10 protein-coding genes are annotated in these 15,299 nt (G+C 56.0%); 8 read left to right on the top strand and 2 right to left on the bottom strand.

All coding sequences use genetic code 11. The features are described from left to right. The first annotated feature begins 43 nt into the window (after window positions 1–43). The 5 genes from mhpT to APH42_RS02115 all read left to right on the top strand — a co-directional run bounded on the left by mhpT (window position 44) and on the right by APH42_RS02115 (window position 7,836). Complete coding sequence (gene mhpT / locus APH42_RS02135) at window positions 44–1,261, top strand: 3-(3-hydroxy-phenyl)propionate transporter MhpT (protein ID WP_060492622.1); 1,218 nt, start codon at window positions 44–46, stop codon at window positions 1,259–1,261. Window positions 1,262–1,302: 41 nt separating this feature from the next. Next, window positions 1,303–2,571: an OprD family porin gene (locus APH42_RS02130; RefSeq protein ID WP_060492621.1), complete on the top strand. Its 1,269-nt coding sequence runs from the start codon at window positions 1,303–1,305 to the stop codon at window positions 2,569–2,571. 63 nt (window positions 2,572–2,634) lie between these two features. Next, window positions 2,635–3,876, top strand: coding sequence for an MFS transporter (locus APH42_RS02125; RefSeq protein ID WP_060492620.1), 1,242 nt, complete (start codon window positions 2,635–2,637; stop codon window positions 3,874–3,876). 371 nt (window positions 3,877–4,247) lie between these two features. After that, complete coding sequence (locus tag APH42_RS02120; protein WP_023383540.1) at window positions 4,248–5,996, top strand: FAD-dependent monooxygenase; 1,749 nt, start codon at window positions 4,248–4,250, stop codon at window positions 5,994–5,996. Window positions 5,997–6,192: 196 nt separating this feature from the next. Next, window positions 6,193–7,836 carry an acetolactate synthase large subunit gene (locus APH42_RS02115; protein WP_060492619.1) on the top strand — a complete coding sequence of 548 codons (1,644 nt, stop codon included), beginning with the start codon at window positions 6,193–6,195 and terminating at the stop codon, window positions 7,834–7,836. 18 nt (window positions 7,837–7,854) lie between these two features. On the opposite strand, the gene APH42_RS02110 is transcribed toward APH42_RS02115, so the two are convergent. Beyond that, window positions 7,855–8,505 carry a TetR family transcriptional regulator gene (locus APH42_RS02110; protein WP_060492618.1) on the bottom strand — a complete coding sequence of 217 codons (651 nt, stop codon included), beginning with the start codon at window positions 8,503–8,505 and terminating at the stop codon, window positions 7,855–7,857. A 5-nt stretch (window positions 8,506–8,510) separates the two neighbouring features. Beyond that, window positions 8,511–9,290 (bottom strand): solvent efflux transporter transcriptional repressor SrpS, encoded by a 780-nt coding sequence (srpS, locus tag APH42_RS02105; RefSeq protein WP_060492617.1) that lies wholly within the window; start codon window positions 9,288–9,290, stop codon window positions 8,511–8,513. 226 nt (window positions 9,291–9,516) lie between these two features. Here srpS and srpA point away from each other — a divergent pair, with 226 nt between their 5' ends. Genes srpA through srpC form a run of 3 tightly spaced genes read left to right on the top strand, consistent with a single transcriptional unit; the run spans window position 9,517 to window position 15,227 of the window. Further along, window positions 9,517–10,665, top strand: coding sequence for a solvent efflux RND transporter periplasmic adaptor subunit SrpA (gene srpA / locus APH42_RS02100; RefSeq protein WP_156352722.1), 1,149 nt, complete (start codon window positions 9,517–9,519; stop codon window positions 10,663–10,665). Window positions 10,666–10,678: 13 nt separating this feature from the next. Beyond that, window positions 10,679–13,825: a solvent efflux RND transporter permease subunit SrpB gene (srpB, locus tag APH42_RS02095; RefSeq protein ID WP_060492616.1), complete on the top strand. Its 3,147-nt coding sequence runs from the start codon at window positions 10,679–10,681 to the stop codon at window positions 13,823–13,825. Further along, window positions 13,815–15,227, top strand: coding sequence for a solvent efflux RND transporter outer membrane subunit SrpC (gene srpC / locus APH42_RS02090; protein WP_060492615.1), 1,413 nt, complete (start codon window positions 13,815–13,817; stop codon window positions 15,225–15,227). Before srpB ends, srpC begins: the two co-directional genes overlap by 11 nt. The last annotated feature ends 72 nt before the right edge of the window (window positions 15,228–15,299 follow it).

The raw sequence follows: 15,299 nt of genomic DNA, 5'->3' as shown, positions 1-15,299 counted from the left end.
GTGATTTCTGAAGACCTTTCAAAGGGCTTCGGAGGGGGTCGTTATGACTGATAAAACCGATAAGACCAAACTTTTCATCACCATCGCGCTTTGCTTCCTCGTTGCACTAATGGAAGGCCTGGATCTCCAAGCACCAGGAATTGCGGCCCACGGCATGTCTGCCGAGTACAGCTTGGATAAGCTGGAAATGGGCTGGGTTTTCAGTGTTGGCGTCCTGGGTATGCTTCCAGGCGCTTTCGTTGGCGGCCGTCTGGCTGATCGCTATGGCCGGAAAAAAGTGCTCATCGCCTCTGTTGCACTGTTCGGCATCTTCTCTCTCGTCACAACGGTAGCCTGGAGCTTCGGCGCGTTGCTATTCGCCCGGTTCCTGACAGGTGTGGGCCTGGGTGCATCGTTGCCCAACCTCATTGCACTCGCATCTGAGGCTGCTGGTGAGCGCATGCGAGGCACAGCAGTCAGCTTGATGTATTGCGGTGTACCGCTGGGGGCCGCGTTGGCAGCCGCCATTGGGCTGCTGGATTTCGGGGCTGGCTGGAAGCTCGTCTTCTACGTCGGCGGCGTGGTCCCTTTGGTCATCGTTCCCTTGCTGGTTTTCTTCCTGCCCGACGTGTACAAGCAATCGATTGCTGCCACCACCACGATCGAAGTTCCCTCCACCAAAGCCATCTTGGTTGAAGGCGGTGCACTGAAGAAAACCCTGCTCCTGTGGGTTAGCTTCTTCTTCACACTGATGGTCACCTACATCCTGATCAACTGGCTGCCAAGCATCCTGATTGGACAGGGATTCAAGCCGAGCGAGGCAAGCGTCGTAGTATTGGCCATGCAGCTTGGCGCGGCCGTGGGTACCTTGATGCTCGGCGTTGCAATGGATCGCCTGCCTATCTGGGCCATGTCGGCGCTGGTATATGGGGGCATCCTGATTTCTTTGGCCTGCCTCACAGTGGCGGCCTCACTCCCTACCATGATCGGCGCAGGATTCTTGGCAGGCATTTTCACAACGGGTGGCCAGTGCGTCCTCTACGCCCTCGCTCCTCAGTTCTATCCCGCCAATGGTCGGGCTACCGGGACCGGTGCAGCACTCGCAGTCGGTCGTATCGGTGCAATGACAGGTCCACTTGTCGTAGGAAAAATGATGGTCCTTGGAGCCGGTGCAGGCGGTGTCATGTTGGCCTCGGCGCCCGGCATCGTTCTGGCGGCTATCTCGCTGCTTTATCTCTCGTCGCTGAAGAAACGCCCTGAGCTGAGCCCTTCGGTGGTTTGAGCGGCATTGCGTCATCACAAAAACAAGAAAGAAGACACGACATGAGCAAATCAAAAAAAATTGCATTCGCAGGGCTGCTGGCTGCAAATGCAGCTTCGCTACAAGCAGCCGGCTTCGTGGAAGATTCGAAAGCCAAGGTAACACTGCGCAACTACTACTTCGATCGCAACTACATCAACCAGACACCGCAAGCTGCAGCGCGAGAGTGGGCTCAGGGTTTCATCGTGAACTTCAATTCGGGGTTCACCGAGGGTGTAGTCGGCTTTGGACTGGATGCTCAAGCCATGATGGGGTTGCGCCTTGACTCCTCACCAGATCGTGTCGGCACCGGCCTATTGCCGTTCTCCGCCTCCACCAGGGAGCCGGCGAAGGACTACTCCGAGCTAGGGCTGACAGCGAAGGTCAAGGTTTCCAAAACTGAGCTTCAGTACGGAACCGTGAGCACGTTCTTGCCAATCGCGTTCGCAAGTCCGACACGGCTGCTGCCACAAACCTTCCGCGGCACCTACCTGCGCTCACAAGACATCCCAGATCTTTCTCTGCACGCGGGTTGGCTGGACCGAATCAACCTACGGGACTCTACTGACTATCAAAAGATGCGAGTTTCAGCGCCAAACGGACGCTTCAACGGAGCAGCGGAGTCTGATGCCTTTTACTTCCTTGGCGGCGATTACGCCTGGTCGAAGAACCTTACGCTCAAGTACTACTACGCAGAGCTCGAAGACATCTACGAAAAGAACTATCTCGGTTTCGTGGACAACCGTGAGCTGGGTCCAGGGCGGCTCACCTCCGACTTCCGCTTTTATGATTCCAAAGACAACGGATCCGCAAAAGCTGGGAAGGTAGACAACCGCAATACCGCCTTAATGCTGACCTACCAGCTCGGCGTGCATCGTCTCGGCGCTGGCTACATGCAGCTGACTGGGGACACTGCAATGCCCTATCTCTTTGGTACCGAACCACTAGTGATTACGGAAGGCACCTTGAGCTCGGAGTTCCTAAACCCTAAGGAGAGAAGCTGGCAGGTCAAGTACGACTACGACTTTGTAGGCGTTGGCATCCCCGGCCTAAAGGGGATGCTGCGCTACGTCAGCGGAGACAACATTGACCTTCCGAACCTCGGCGGCAACAAACTTAAAGAATCGGAAAAAGACGTTGAGCTTTCATATGTAATCCAAAGCGGCACGTTCAAGGACGTGGCATTCCGGGTTAGACACGCTTGGTATCGAAATGATTTCGGTCCTGGAGCGACTCACCGTGACGACAATGAGCTTCGTGTGAACATCGATTATACGTTTGCTTTGTGGTGAGAAAAACGGGCAATCGCCGTACGATTTTTCAGGCAAAAGAAGTGACGATATGAGGAGTTCAGCATGACAGGTCGCAGCTCACTAGGAATCTGGTTTATCTTTCTGTTTGGTGCGATCTGCGCGCTGGGCCCGATGTCGATTGACATGTCCTTGCCTGGAATTCCTAACTTGGAAAATGAGCTCGACGCGCAAGCGGGAAAAGGCTCACTGACCTTGGCGATATTCCTTGCTGGCTTCTGCTCTACTCCTCTTGTCAGCGGACTGGTCGCTGACCGATTCGGTCGTCGCATTACGCTGCAAGTAGGCCTACTGTGCTACAGCCTCGCAGCCTTGGCCTGCTCACTATCCAATGACTTCATCGAGCTCCTAGTGGCCAGAGCGTTCCAGGGCGCAGCTGCTGGCGCATGTGTCGCAGTGCCGTTCTCCATTGTCAGAGAAAGCCTCCCAGAACGTGCCGCACGCACCCATATTGCCAGCTTGACCGCGGTTGTGGGGCTCGGACCGTTGATCGCGCCTTTGCTTGGTGGGGTGATCATAGATTTCTGGACTTGGCGCATGGTACACATCGTACAAGCGCTCGTGGGAGCCGCCATTTGGATTGGCGTTTGTTTAACCTACAAAGAAACGCTGTTGCCACACCTACGGAAGCAGGTTTCATTCAGTTCGGCATTCATTCGATGCCAGGCCTTCCTGAAGAATAGTGTTTTTTCCTGCTCGTCAATTATCTACGCCGCTTGCTTCACCATAATGTTCGTATTCATCACTGCATCTCCAAAAATTTTTTACGGCGATTACCCGGTAACGAGCCTTCACTTTTCATTGCTTATTTGTCTGATCTCAGGTGCCGCGTTCTTTGGGTCCCTGACCACCGCAGCCTTTAGTCGTCGAGGTTGGACCGACAGAAGAGTCATGGTGATAGGCTGTACAGGCCTATTAGTTAGCATCTCAGCACTCGTCTTACAGAAAACGCTTGGCGGCATAACGTTGGTCATGCTGGTTATCTGTTCCAGCCTAACGATCTATTTTTTTGGGTTGGTATCTCCGGCAGCTACCCATAGCGCCCTATCGACGGCTACAGAGGACAGAGGCACTGCCTCCGGACTAGTACGAACTGTTCAAATGCTGTTCTCCGCTGGCATCAGCATGACTCTTCCTTTGTTTTTCAAGGTTATGTCGGCGTTGAGTGCGGCATTACTGCTGATGAGCTTTTGTCTAGCTTTGGCGCTCATTGCCCTGATAGCACTGATCGCCACAACCCGCTTCGCGCCCAAAGTAGACGGAATTGGGACGGTCAGCGAGCCCTAGCGCAGATGTGCATCTTACTCAGAGAAAATGCGAGCGAACAGGTAAGAGCGGCTGACGAAATGCAGGATCGATATCGTTGTCTACGCAATACTTGCATGCTAGCATGCAAGCATGGATTGGTAGCAGGCTGTCCCTCGCGCTTAACCTGGACCTGACTGCCCTTGAGCCTGAAAACAAAAATATTTGGAGGTCCCATGCAGCATCCCCTCATCCCACACGTATGCGCCATGTCGCTGCGTTCTGACGTACGTCCATAAAAACTGGCATTCCCTGACGCCTTGTTCGTCGGCGTATCGGTTACCAGTACCCAAACTGATCCGAGCCTCCTTGCGAGCTCGAAAAGACTTTTGTAATGCCTGGAGAATAAGAAAATGACTACCTCCGATAGCTTTGACACCGACGTTTTGGTGATCGGCACGGGCCCTGCCGGTGCGACCACTGCTTTAGCGCTGGCCACCTACGGTGTCCGGGTAAAAATGGTCACCATGTTCAATTGGCTGGCGAACTCGCCGCGGGCTCATATCACGAACCAGCGTGCCATGGAGGTCGTGCGTGATCTTGGGTTGGAAGAGGAGGTTGTGAGAGCGGCCACACCTTGGGATCAGATGGGCGATACGCTGTTCACCACCAGTCTGGCAGGTGAGGAAATCGCACGTATGCGCACCTGGGGCACAGGCGACAAACGCAAGGGCGACTATGTCCAAGGCAGCCCATGTACCATGCTGGATCTCATCCAGCCCGAGATGGAATCAATCCTTCTCAAGCATGCCGCGATCCGCGGTGCTCAATTGAGCTTCAACACCGAGTATCTGAGCCATGTGCAAGATGCCGAAGGTGTGACTGCTCGCATGAAAGACGTTTTGACCGGTGTCGAGTACGAAGTCCGAGCGAAGTATCTGGTGGGCGCCGATGGAGCTAACTCCAAAGTAGCAAAAGAGATCGATCTGCCGATCGTTGGCGAGATGGCCAGGGCCGGAACCGCTTATGTTATCTTCAACGCTGACCTGAGTAAGTACGTAGAGCACCGCCCGAGCATCCTGCAATGGATCGCTACTCCCGAAGCGGGCTTCGGTGAAATCGGGATGGGCTTGCTCCGCGCCATTCGCCCGTGGGACCAGTGGATTGCGGGCTGGGGCTTCGACATGGCCAAAGGCGCCCCTGACCTGTCCCCAGAAGCAGTTTTGGAGAAAATCCGACTCTTGGTCGGCGATCCTAAGTTGGAAGTCCAGGTTGAGCGGATGTCGACCTGGTATGTAAACCAGGCGCATGCCACCGAATACTCCCGTGGTCGCGTGTTCTGTGCCGGCGATGCTGTGCACCGTCACCCGCCATCCAGCGGCCTGGGCTCCAACACCTGCATGCAGGACGGTTTCAACCTCGCCTGGAAACTGGCTTACGTCCTCAAAGGATTCGCCGATCCGAATCTACTGGAAAGCTACACCGCGGAGCGCGCTCCCGTGGGCAAACAGATCGTGGCGCGTGCCAATCAGTCCCGTAAGGACTATGCCCTGCTGAAAGAGTGCTTCAACTTCGGCAACGGCGTGGACACCATCGCCAAACTGCTTGATCGCATGCGCGATCCGAGCCCGGCAGGTGTAGAAGTGCGCATGAACCTGCAGAAAGCGCTGGAAATCAAGAGTCGCGAGTTTAACGCTCAAGGCGTCGAGCTGAACCAGCGTTACGTATCCTCTGCCGTTAAGCCTGACCCAAGGGACGGTGTTGAGCTCTGGGCCCGGGACAAAGAGCTGTATCTCCAGGCTACCACTCGCGCAGGTGCCAAACTTCCCCACGCCTGGCTGGTGAACGAGAACGGACACCGGATTTCGACGCTCGACGTCGTGGGTAAAGGGCAAATGACCCTTATCACTGGCCTTGCCGGTCAGGCCTGGGTGGCTGCTGCAGAGAGATTGAACCTGCCATTCTTGAAAACTGTTGTCACAGGCGCAAAAGGTACGGCGGACCTTTACTGCGATTGGCAATCGGTTCGAGAAATTCACGAGGCAGGCGCGCTCTTAGTTCGACCTGACGGCTATATCGCATGGCGGCACAGCAATGCTGTTTGGTCTGCCGACGAAGCTGCCTCAGAACTGCAGCAGGCGCTCCAAAGCGTCCTCGGTTAAGCATTACCTCAAAGGCCCGGCGCGATGCTGGGCCTTCTTTTTATTTGGTCCCACCAGCGCAATGGGCCACTAGGCCCCTACGCTGCGAACGCTAGAAATCAAAATCAACCGATAAGAGCCCGTGCGTTGAGTGGCGCAGCTGCCGCTATGCCACACTTCGTGGGCCCCAACTGCCTCGAGTGCGATGAGGGTGAATATGGCTAAGGCCGCTGATGTCGTTGTGCAATGCCTGGAAAACGAAGGTGTCGAGTATGTATTCGGCATTCCTGGTGAGGAAAACCTCGACCTGCTCGAATCCCTGCGCAAGTCGAAGATCAAGCTGGTACTGACCCGTCACGAGCAGTCTGCAGGCTTTATGGCCGCCACCTATGGCCGTCTGACCGGCAAGACCGGCGTCAGCCTGTCGACCCTCGGCCCTGGCGCCACCAACCTGGTCACCGCCAGCGCCTATGCCTACCTGGGCGGCATGCCGATGATGATGATCACCGGGCAGAAGCCGATCAAGAAGTCCAAGCAGGGCCGCTTCCAGATCATTGACGTGTGCGGCATGATGGACCCCATCACCAAGTACACCCACCAGTTCGCCTCGGCCGACAACATCCCGTCGCGCATGCGAGAAGCCTTCCGCCTGGCCGAAGAAGAAAAGCCGGGTGCGGTACACCTGGAGCTGCCGGAAGACATCGCCGCCGAGCAGACCGATGTACTGCCGATCCCGCGCAGCCTGCACCGCCGCCCGCTGGCCGAGCATGTGGCCATCGAAGCCGCCGTGCAGAAACTGCATAACGCCCGTAACCCGATCCTGGTGATCGGTGCCGGCGCCAACCGCAAGATGACCGCCAAGGTCCTCAAGCAACTGATCGACAAGACCGGCATCCCGTTCATCACCACTCAACTGGGTAAAGGTGTGGTCGACGAGCGCCACCCGCGCTTCCTGGGCAACGCCGCCCTGTCGTCCGGTGACTTCGTGCACCGCGCCGTCGAAGCGGCCGACCTGATCATCAACATCGGCCACGACGTGATCGAGAAGCCGCCGTTCTTCATGGTCCGTGGCGGCACCGAAGTCATCCACATCAACTTCCGCTCCGCCGAAGTCGATGCCGTGTACTTCCCGCAGGTTGAAGTGATCGGCGACATCGCCAACGCCGTGTGGCAAATCAGCGAAGCGCTGAACGACACGTCGCACTGGGACTTCACCCGCCTGATGGCCATCCGTGAAGCCAACGAAGCACAGATCGCCGAAGGCGCCGACGACGACCGCTTCCCGGTCTACCCGCAGCGCCTGGTTGCCGACATCCGTCGCGTGTTGCCGTCCGAAGGCATCGTGGCCCTGGACAACGGCATCTACAAGATCTGGTTTGCCCGTAACTACAAGGCGCACAAGCCGAACACCGTGCTGCTGGACAACGCCCTGGCGACCATGGGCGCCGGCCTGCCATCGGCGATGGCGGCGCACCTGGTGCACCCGGATCGCCCGGTGATCTCGGTGTGCGGCGATGGCGGCTTCATGATGAACAGCCAGGAGCTGGAAACGGCAGTGCGCCTGGGCATGCACATCACCGTGGTAATCCTGCGTGACGACGGTTACGGCATGATCCGCTGGAAGCAGGCGAACATGGGCTTCACCGATTTCGGTCTGGACTACGGTAATCCGGACTTCGTCAAATACGCCGAAGCCTATGGTGCCCATGGACACAGGGTGGAAAGCGCGGATGCTTTGCTGCCACTGTTGGATCATTGTATTGCCAACCCCGGCGTTCACGTCATTGACTGCCCGGTCGACTACAGCGAGAACGACCGCATCCTGAACAGTGAACTGCGCGAGCGAGCGCTGGCGGTGTAATCAGTGGCAGAAACGGCGCTACTGCTGACAGTACTCTGTTGAGGCTTGCGGAACTTGAACCTCCTCGCACAGTAAGTGGCGAGGAGGCTCCTTGAGCAACGCCAAGAATGATCTCAGCGCGGCTTTGATGACTTGAGACGGTTGATGCTGGCTGCGTAGGCCCTCATAAAGCAACCCGGTGACCAACCCTTTGAAGACGGCTATCGAAGTGTGAAGGTCCAGAGTCTGCGGCAATTCACCTTGAATAATCGCATGCCTAAGCACCTGATGAATGTACTGCAGGAATCGATTACTCGCTTGCTCCATGCGGCTATGGATCAGACCCGATTCGTCCACCCCCTGATAAATCAAGATTTCCGAGAACTGCTTTGACTGGGGGCTGTTAACAGCATCAAGCATGGCGGTCACCACTGCTTCCCAGGAGAGTTCGATCCCGTCGTCGGCGGAGAACTCCAATTCAAGTGGATGCTGCCGCGATGTCAGCACCGCCTGAAGTACTTCTTGCTTCCCATTGAAATGCCAATAAACGGCGCCACGAGTGACGCCTGCCTTTCGGGCTATTTGGTCCAGCGTAGCGTCTGGAACTCCTTGGGCAGCGAACACCTCGACAGCCGCGTCGATGATGCGCTGTCGTGTCTCCTCAGCCTCGGCTACCGTCTTCCTGGCCATTTTAACTAGGGCGCTTTCTTTGACGCGCGACCGATGGCGCGCTCTATATTCTGCTTGCTCAATAGCAGAGCTTTTTTGATCGTGTCGGACTGCTTACTCGCTCTGGAACTCGGCATTACGACTGCGAGGGAGTAATAGCCAAGGTAGGTATCCAAAAGCGTTGCGAATGAGCAAACGCCATCGATATGTTCATCCAGATCGCTTGCTACGCCGCTCGCCCTGACTTCACTCAGCTGTTTGATCAGCGCCTGTCGTCCGAGCGTGTTTGGGGTGAACACTGGAAGTTGATCACTGAGTGCTGCAGGGAGTGACTCCTCAGGTAGCGCTGCCAAAAGGACCTTACCTGCGGCGGTCGCAGCGGCGGGCACATTAATGCCAATCGGGAACACTACACGCAGCTCTCGTTCTGACACGATGCGATCCAGCACATAAATTTTATCGCCGGCTAGAGAAGCCAGGCAGACCGACTCTTCAAGCTCCTCCGCCAATGAGCGTAAGTACGGCTTTACCAACGAAAGAATGTCTGATTGTGCTTGGTTGATGAGCTGGCCAAGTGCCGGCCCAAGGCGGAAGCCTCCACTAGGGCCCAACGCCTCAACCAAAAACTCTTCTTCCAGGGCGTTGATGATTCTCTGGACGGTCGAGCGCGGCAGCCCGACCAACTGCGCGATAGCCGCCAAACTCAAGCCATTCGGATGACTGCCAAGGGCTCGCATGATCGAGGCAGCTCTGGCGATGACTTGAATACCCCCCGCCTTGCCACCGACTTCGTCTGATTGGTTCATATCTCTCCTCAGCGTGCACCGCTGCAGCATCTGTTATGGCCGCCACTTTAGAGCTCCGTGCCTCGCCTAGCCAGTCACACGTTCCGAACATCTATCTCACCAACGTTCGACCGATGGTTATTACTGCTTGCTTGCGCTCATAGTATCGCATAGTGGTACACTTGACCACATGGTGATTCAGCAATTACAAGTCCCCGGCCTAGGGGCGCAGAGATGGAGCAAATCGGTGAGACAGATACGATCCTCGCGTGCATTACATGCAATTCCCCTAACGGCGCTGATGCTGGTGACCGGCTGTGGTGAAAAAGACCACATCGCCTCAGCTCCGCCTCCCCCTGACGTGGGCGTATACACCGTCCGCTCACAGTCTCTGACCCTGACAACCGACCTGCCCGGCCGGACCTCGGCCTACCGGGTAGCGGAAGTGCGCCCACAAGTATCGGGGATCCTTCAAAAGCGGTTCTTTGTTGAGGGGACTGAGGTCAAGCTGGGTCAGCAGCTCTATCAAATTGACCCGCGTACCTATGAGGCGCAATTGCGTCGGGCCGAAGCTAATCGAACCACTGCGCAGAACCTGGCGCGACGATATGAAACGTTGTTGAAAACCAAGGCTGTGAGCAAGCAGCAGTACGACGATGCCCTTGCCGCATGGAAACAGGCGGAGGCTGACTATCAGGTCGCTCGTATCGACGTTCAGTACACCCGTGTGCTTTCGCCGATCTCAGGCCGCATCGGACGGTCGACAGTTACCGAGGGTGCACTCGTTACTAACGGTCAAGCACAGTCGCTCGCCACTGTTACTCAGCTGGACCCGATCTATGTTGACGTCACTCAGCCGATCACGAAGCTGCTGGGCCTACAACAGGCATTGGAGTCAGGGCGGCTTCAGAAGACAGGTGAGAACCAGGCCGAAGTCAGCCTGACCCTGGATGACGGTAGTGCTTACCCAATCCCGGGCACCCTTAAGTTTTCTGAGGTCAGCGTTGATCCGACCACAGGTTCAGTAACCCTTCGCGCCGAATTCCCGAATCCTAATCGCAAGTTGCTTCCAGGCATGTTTGTTCACGCCCTCCTGAAGGAAGGTGTGCAGCAGGCGGCGATCCTGGTTCCACAACAAGCCATCAGCCGCGATACGCGTGGCGTGCCAAGTGTCTGGGTGGTGAAGGCCGACAACACTGTTGAGGCCCGCGAGGTCCAGACCCTACGAACTGTGGGCAACGCCTGGCTGATCAGCAAAGGCGTATCCGAGGGAGAGCGAATCGTGACCGAAGGTATTCAACGTGTTCGCAGCGGCATCGCCGTCAATGCGGTAGAAGCCAAAAATGTGGATTTGGTAGCTGACTTCGCCGCTACCACTGAAGCCTCGGCTAACTGAGAGGGCGCAGTAAATGTCTCGCTTCTTTATCGACCGGCCGATCTTCGCTTGGGTTCTCGCTATCGTAGCCATGCTCGCCGGCGCACTCTCGCTGGCCAAGATGCCGATTAGCCAATATCCAAACATCGCGGCCCCTGCCGTTTCGATCCAGGTCAGCTACCCAGGTGCTTCTGCACAAACCGTCCAGGACACGGTGGTCCAGGTCATTGAGCAACAGCTCAGTGGTCTTGATGGGTTCCGATATATGTCGGCTGAGAGCGCCTCTGACGGCAGCATGACCATCATCGTGACCTTTGAACAGGGGACCGATCCGGATATCGCTCAAGTTCAGGTGCAGAACAAGCTGCAACTGGCGACACCTCGTTTGCCGGAGGAAGTTCAGCGTCAGGGTCTTCGCGTAGTGAAGTACCAGATGAATTTCTTCTTGGTCATGAGCTTGGTGGATCGCTCGGGGAAGCTCGATAACTTCGACCTGGGCAACCTGATCGCTTCACAGCTTCAGGATCCCATTTCGCGCATTCCAGGCGTCGGTGATTTCCAGCTGTTTGGCTCGCCTTACGCAATGCGTATCTGGCTAGATCCAGGCAAGCTCAACAGCTATCAGCTGACACCTACTGATGTCGCCAATGCTATCCGGGAACAGAACGTCCAAGTGTCCTCTGGCCAGTTGGGTGGATTACCAACTCGCTCAGGCGTCCAGCTGAATGCCACCGTTCTCGGCAAGACGCGCATGACAACGCCTAGCCAGTTCGATGAGATCTTGATCAAGGTGAACGCGGACGGCTCACAGGTACGAGTGAAGGATGTCGGACGTGCCGAACTGGGGGCTGACAGCTTCGCCATTTCCGCGAAATACAAGGACTCCCCAACCGCGAGTCTGGCGCTGCGTTTGTCCACCGGTGGCAACCTGCTGGAGACCGTAGAAGCTGTCAAGAAGCTGATGGAGGAGCAGAAGGCCTATCTGCCAGATGGCGTGGAGGTCGTTTATCCCTACGATACAACACCTGTCGTTGATGCCTCGATTGAGTCGGTAGTACACACTATTTTTGAGGCGGTGGTACTGGTCTTCCTGGTTATGTATCTGTTCCTACAGAGCTTCAGGGCCACACTGATCCCCACCCTGGCAGTTCCCGTGGTGCTGCTCGCCACATTCGCACTTCTGCCCTATTTCGGCCTCAGTATCAACGTACTCACCATGTACGCCATGGTGCTCGCCATCGGCTTGCTGGTCGATGATGCGATCGTCGTGGTCGAGAACGTTGAGCGGCTCATGCACGACGAAGGGTTGACGCCACTTGAGGCTACCCGTAAGTCAATGGACCAGATTTCCGGGGCCTTGGTGGGTATCGGCATGGTGCTGTCGGCTGTGTTCGTACCGATGGCTTTCTTTGGTGGATCCGCTGGCATCATCTATCAACAGTTCGCGATCACCATCGTGGTCTGCATGGGACTGTCGATCTTTGTCGCGCTTGTGTTCACTCCAGCACTTTGCGTGACCATTCTCAAAGCTCCGGAAGGCGTTTCCCACCACGAGAAAAAGGGCTTCTTCGGCTGGTTCAACCGCATCTTCGACCGCGGCACTCTGCGATTCGAGCGAGGCGTCGGTGCAATGCTGAAGGGGCGCGGTAGATACTTGCTTGCGTTCTTGCTGATCACTGGAGGAACCGGCTATCTGTTCACCCAGATCCCGAAGGCATTCCTGCCCAACGAAGATCAGGGCTTGATGATGATCGAAGTGCGTACGCCGGCAAATGCTTCAGCGGAGCGCACCGAGGGTGTGCTTCAAGAGGTGCGAGACTACTTGAGCAATGATGAAGGTGCGTTGGTTGAGCACTTCCTGACGGTGAATGGTTTCAACTTTGCTGGTCGTGGTCAGAACTCGGGGCTGGTACTGATTACCCTTAAGGATTGGAAGGAGCGTCACGGCGCTGGGAAAGACGTATTCAGCATCGCGCAACGGGCTAATCAGCATTTTGCCAAGATCAAAGATGCCAGCGTCATGGCGTTCGTGCCCCCTGCCATTCTGGAAATGGGGAACGCGATGGGCTTCAACTTGTACCTACAGGACAACCTAGGTCTTGGTCATGAAGCATTGATGGCAGCTCGAAACCAGTTCCTGCAACTGGCAAGCGAAAACCCCAAACTCCAAGCAGTGCGTCCAAACGGTAAGGACGACGAGCCGCAATTCCAGGTGAACATTGATGACGAAAAGGCCCGTGCGCTGCAGGTAAGCATCGCGTCTATCAACGAAACGATGTCGGCAGCCTGGGGCTCGATGTATGTCAACGACTTCATCGACCGCGGTCGGGTCAAACGGGTGTACGTACAGGGCGAAGACATCTCGCGAATCTCTCCAGAAGACTTCGATAAATGGTACGTGCGCAATAGCCTTGGCCAGATGGTTCCGTTCTCGGCGTTTGCAACCGGTGAGTGGGTGAACGGCTCACCGAAGCTGGAGCGCTACGGTGGCATTTCTTCCCTGAACATCCTCGGCGAGCCAGCCCCTGGATACAGCACTGGTGACGCGATGATTGCCATCGCTGAAATCATGCAAAAGCTGCCTGCTGGCATCGGCCTGAGCTACACCGGTCTCTCTTATGAAGAAATACAGACTGGCGACCAGGCACCGTTGCTCTACGCATTGACTGTGCTGATCGTATTCCTGTGCCTGGCCGCACTGTATGAAAGCTGGTCGGTACCGGTCTCGGTGATCATGGTTGTTCCTCTGGGTATTTTGGGCGCCGTGCTGGCAACGCTTTGGCGCGACCTGACGGCGGATGTGTACTTCCAGGTGGGCTTGATGACGACAGTTGGCCTGTCCGCCAAGAACGCCATCCTAATCGTGGAGTTCGCAAAAGAGCTGTATGAAAAGGAAGGTTATCCGATCGTCAAAGCTGCGATAGAGGCCGCCAAGCTGCGTTTGCGTCCGATTTTGATGACCTCGCTGGCATTCACATTCGGTGTGCTGCCGATGGCCATTGCATCGGGCGCAGGCGCTGGGAGCCAGCACTCCATTGCTACGGGCGTGGTCGGAGGAATGATCACCGCCACCGTACTGGCCGTCTTCTTTGTTCCACTGTTCTATGTGGTGGTAGTCAAGTTGTTCGAAGGGTTCATGAAACGAAAGCCAAAAACGAAGGAGGTGACTCATGAAGTTTAAGTCGCTCCCCGTGTTTGCGTTGCTGATGCTCGGCGGATGCAGCTTGATCCCCGACTATCAGCAGCCAGCCTCACCTGTACAGGCGCAATGGCCTGCGGGTCAGGCTTACGAAGGGCAAGAAGTCCAGCGGGGGGCCGCAGCCGCTCTTCCCCAGACAAAGGAGTTCTTCAAAGATCCAGCGCTGGTGCGCCTTCTAGGTGCGGCGCTTGATAACAACAGAGATCTTCGGATCGCTGCCAAAAATGTTGAATCTTACAGGGCGCTCTACCGCATCCAGCGAGCGGAGCGGTTTCCCACGCTTGATGGCGATGCATCCGGAAATCGAACCCGTTTACCGGACGACTTGTCCTCTACTGGCGACTCTCGTATCGACAGCCAGTACCAAGTTGGCTTGGTAACCGCCTATGAGTTGGACTTGTTTGGTCGTATCCAAAGCTTATCGAGCCAAGCGCTTGAGAAATATCTGGCGACAGAGGAAGCGCAGCGCAGCGTGCAGATCGCCCTCATAAGCGATGTGGCGACCACTTATTTTCTGTGGCGAACTGACCAAGCGCTTTTGGAGCTGACGGACGCCACGCTGACCAGCTACGTTGAAAGCTTGGCAATGATCGAGTCCAGTGCAGCAGCAGGCACTTCGTCTGAGCTAGATGTTCGACAGGCCAGGACTTTGGTTAACCAAGCCCAGGCTCAGCAGGCCTTGTACACCCGACGCATCGCGCAGGATGTGAACGCATTGCAATTGTTGCTGGGCAGCAAGATTCCATCTGATTTGCCGCACAGCTCGCCATTGGCCATGAGCGCTCTAAGTAAGGTTCCAGCGGGGCTACCAGCGGACCTGCTGCTCAACAGACCAGACATTCGTGCCGCTGAACATCAACTTCTGGCCGCAAATGCCAATATCGGCGCGGCTCGTGCGGCCTTCTTTCCCCGCATTAGCCTGACAGCTTCAGTGGGTTCAGCAAGCAGCGATCTGGACGGCTTGTTCAACGGCGGATCCGACAGCTGGAGCTTCGCTCCACAAATTAGTGTGCCGATCTTCAATGCAGGAAAGTTACGGGCCAATCTCGATTACGCAGAAATTCAGAAAGATATGAATGTTGCGACCTACGAAAAGAGTATCCAAACAGCTTTTCGAGAGGTGGCCGATGGACTCGCTGCGAGAGGAACATTTGGCAAGCAACTTAGCGCCCAACGCGAGCTTGTGGATAACTATAAATCATACTTTGACCTAGCTCAGCAGCGATATGACCAAGGTGTTGATAGCTATTTGACGGTATTGGATGCTCAGCGCGAGCTATTCGCCTCACAGCAGAAGCTGTTAAACGACCAGCTTGATCAAATCAACAGTGAAGTGCAACTTTATAAAGCACTTGGTGGCGGCTGGAATATGAGCCAAAACTGAAATCATGGGCAGCGGCCTGCTATAGCGCTGCCCGTCTTTCAAGAAAATAATTGAATATTTTTTCGACCCAAA

This window comes from Pseudomonas sp. NBRC 111140 (genome assembly GCF_001320885.1).
Lineage (GTDB): Bacteria > Pseudomonadota > Gammaproteobacteria > Pseudomonadales > Pseudomonadaceae > Aquipseudomonas > Aquipseudomonas putida_P.
The sequence above is the reverse complement of the archived record's forward strand: the minus strand, read 5'-3'. Positions and strand labels throughout refer to the sequence as shown.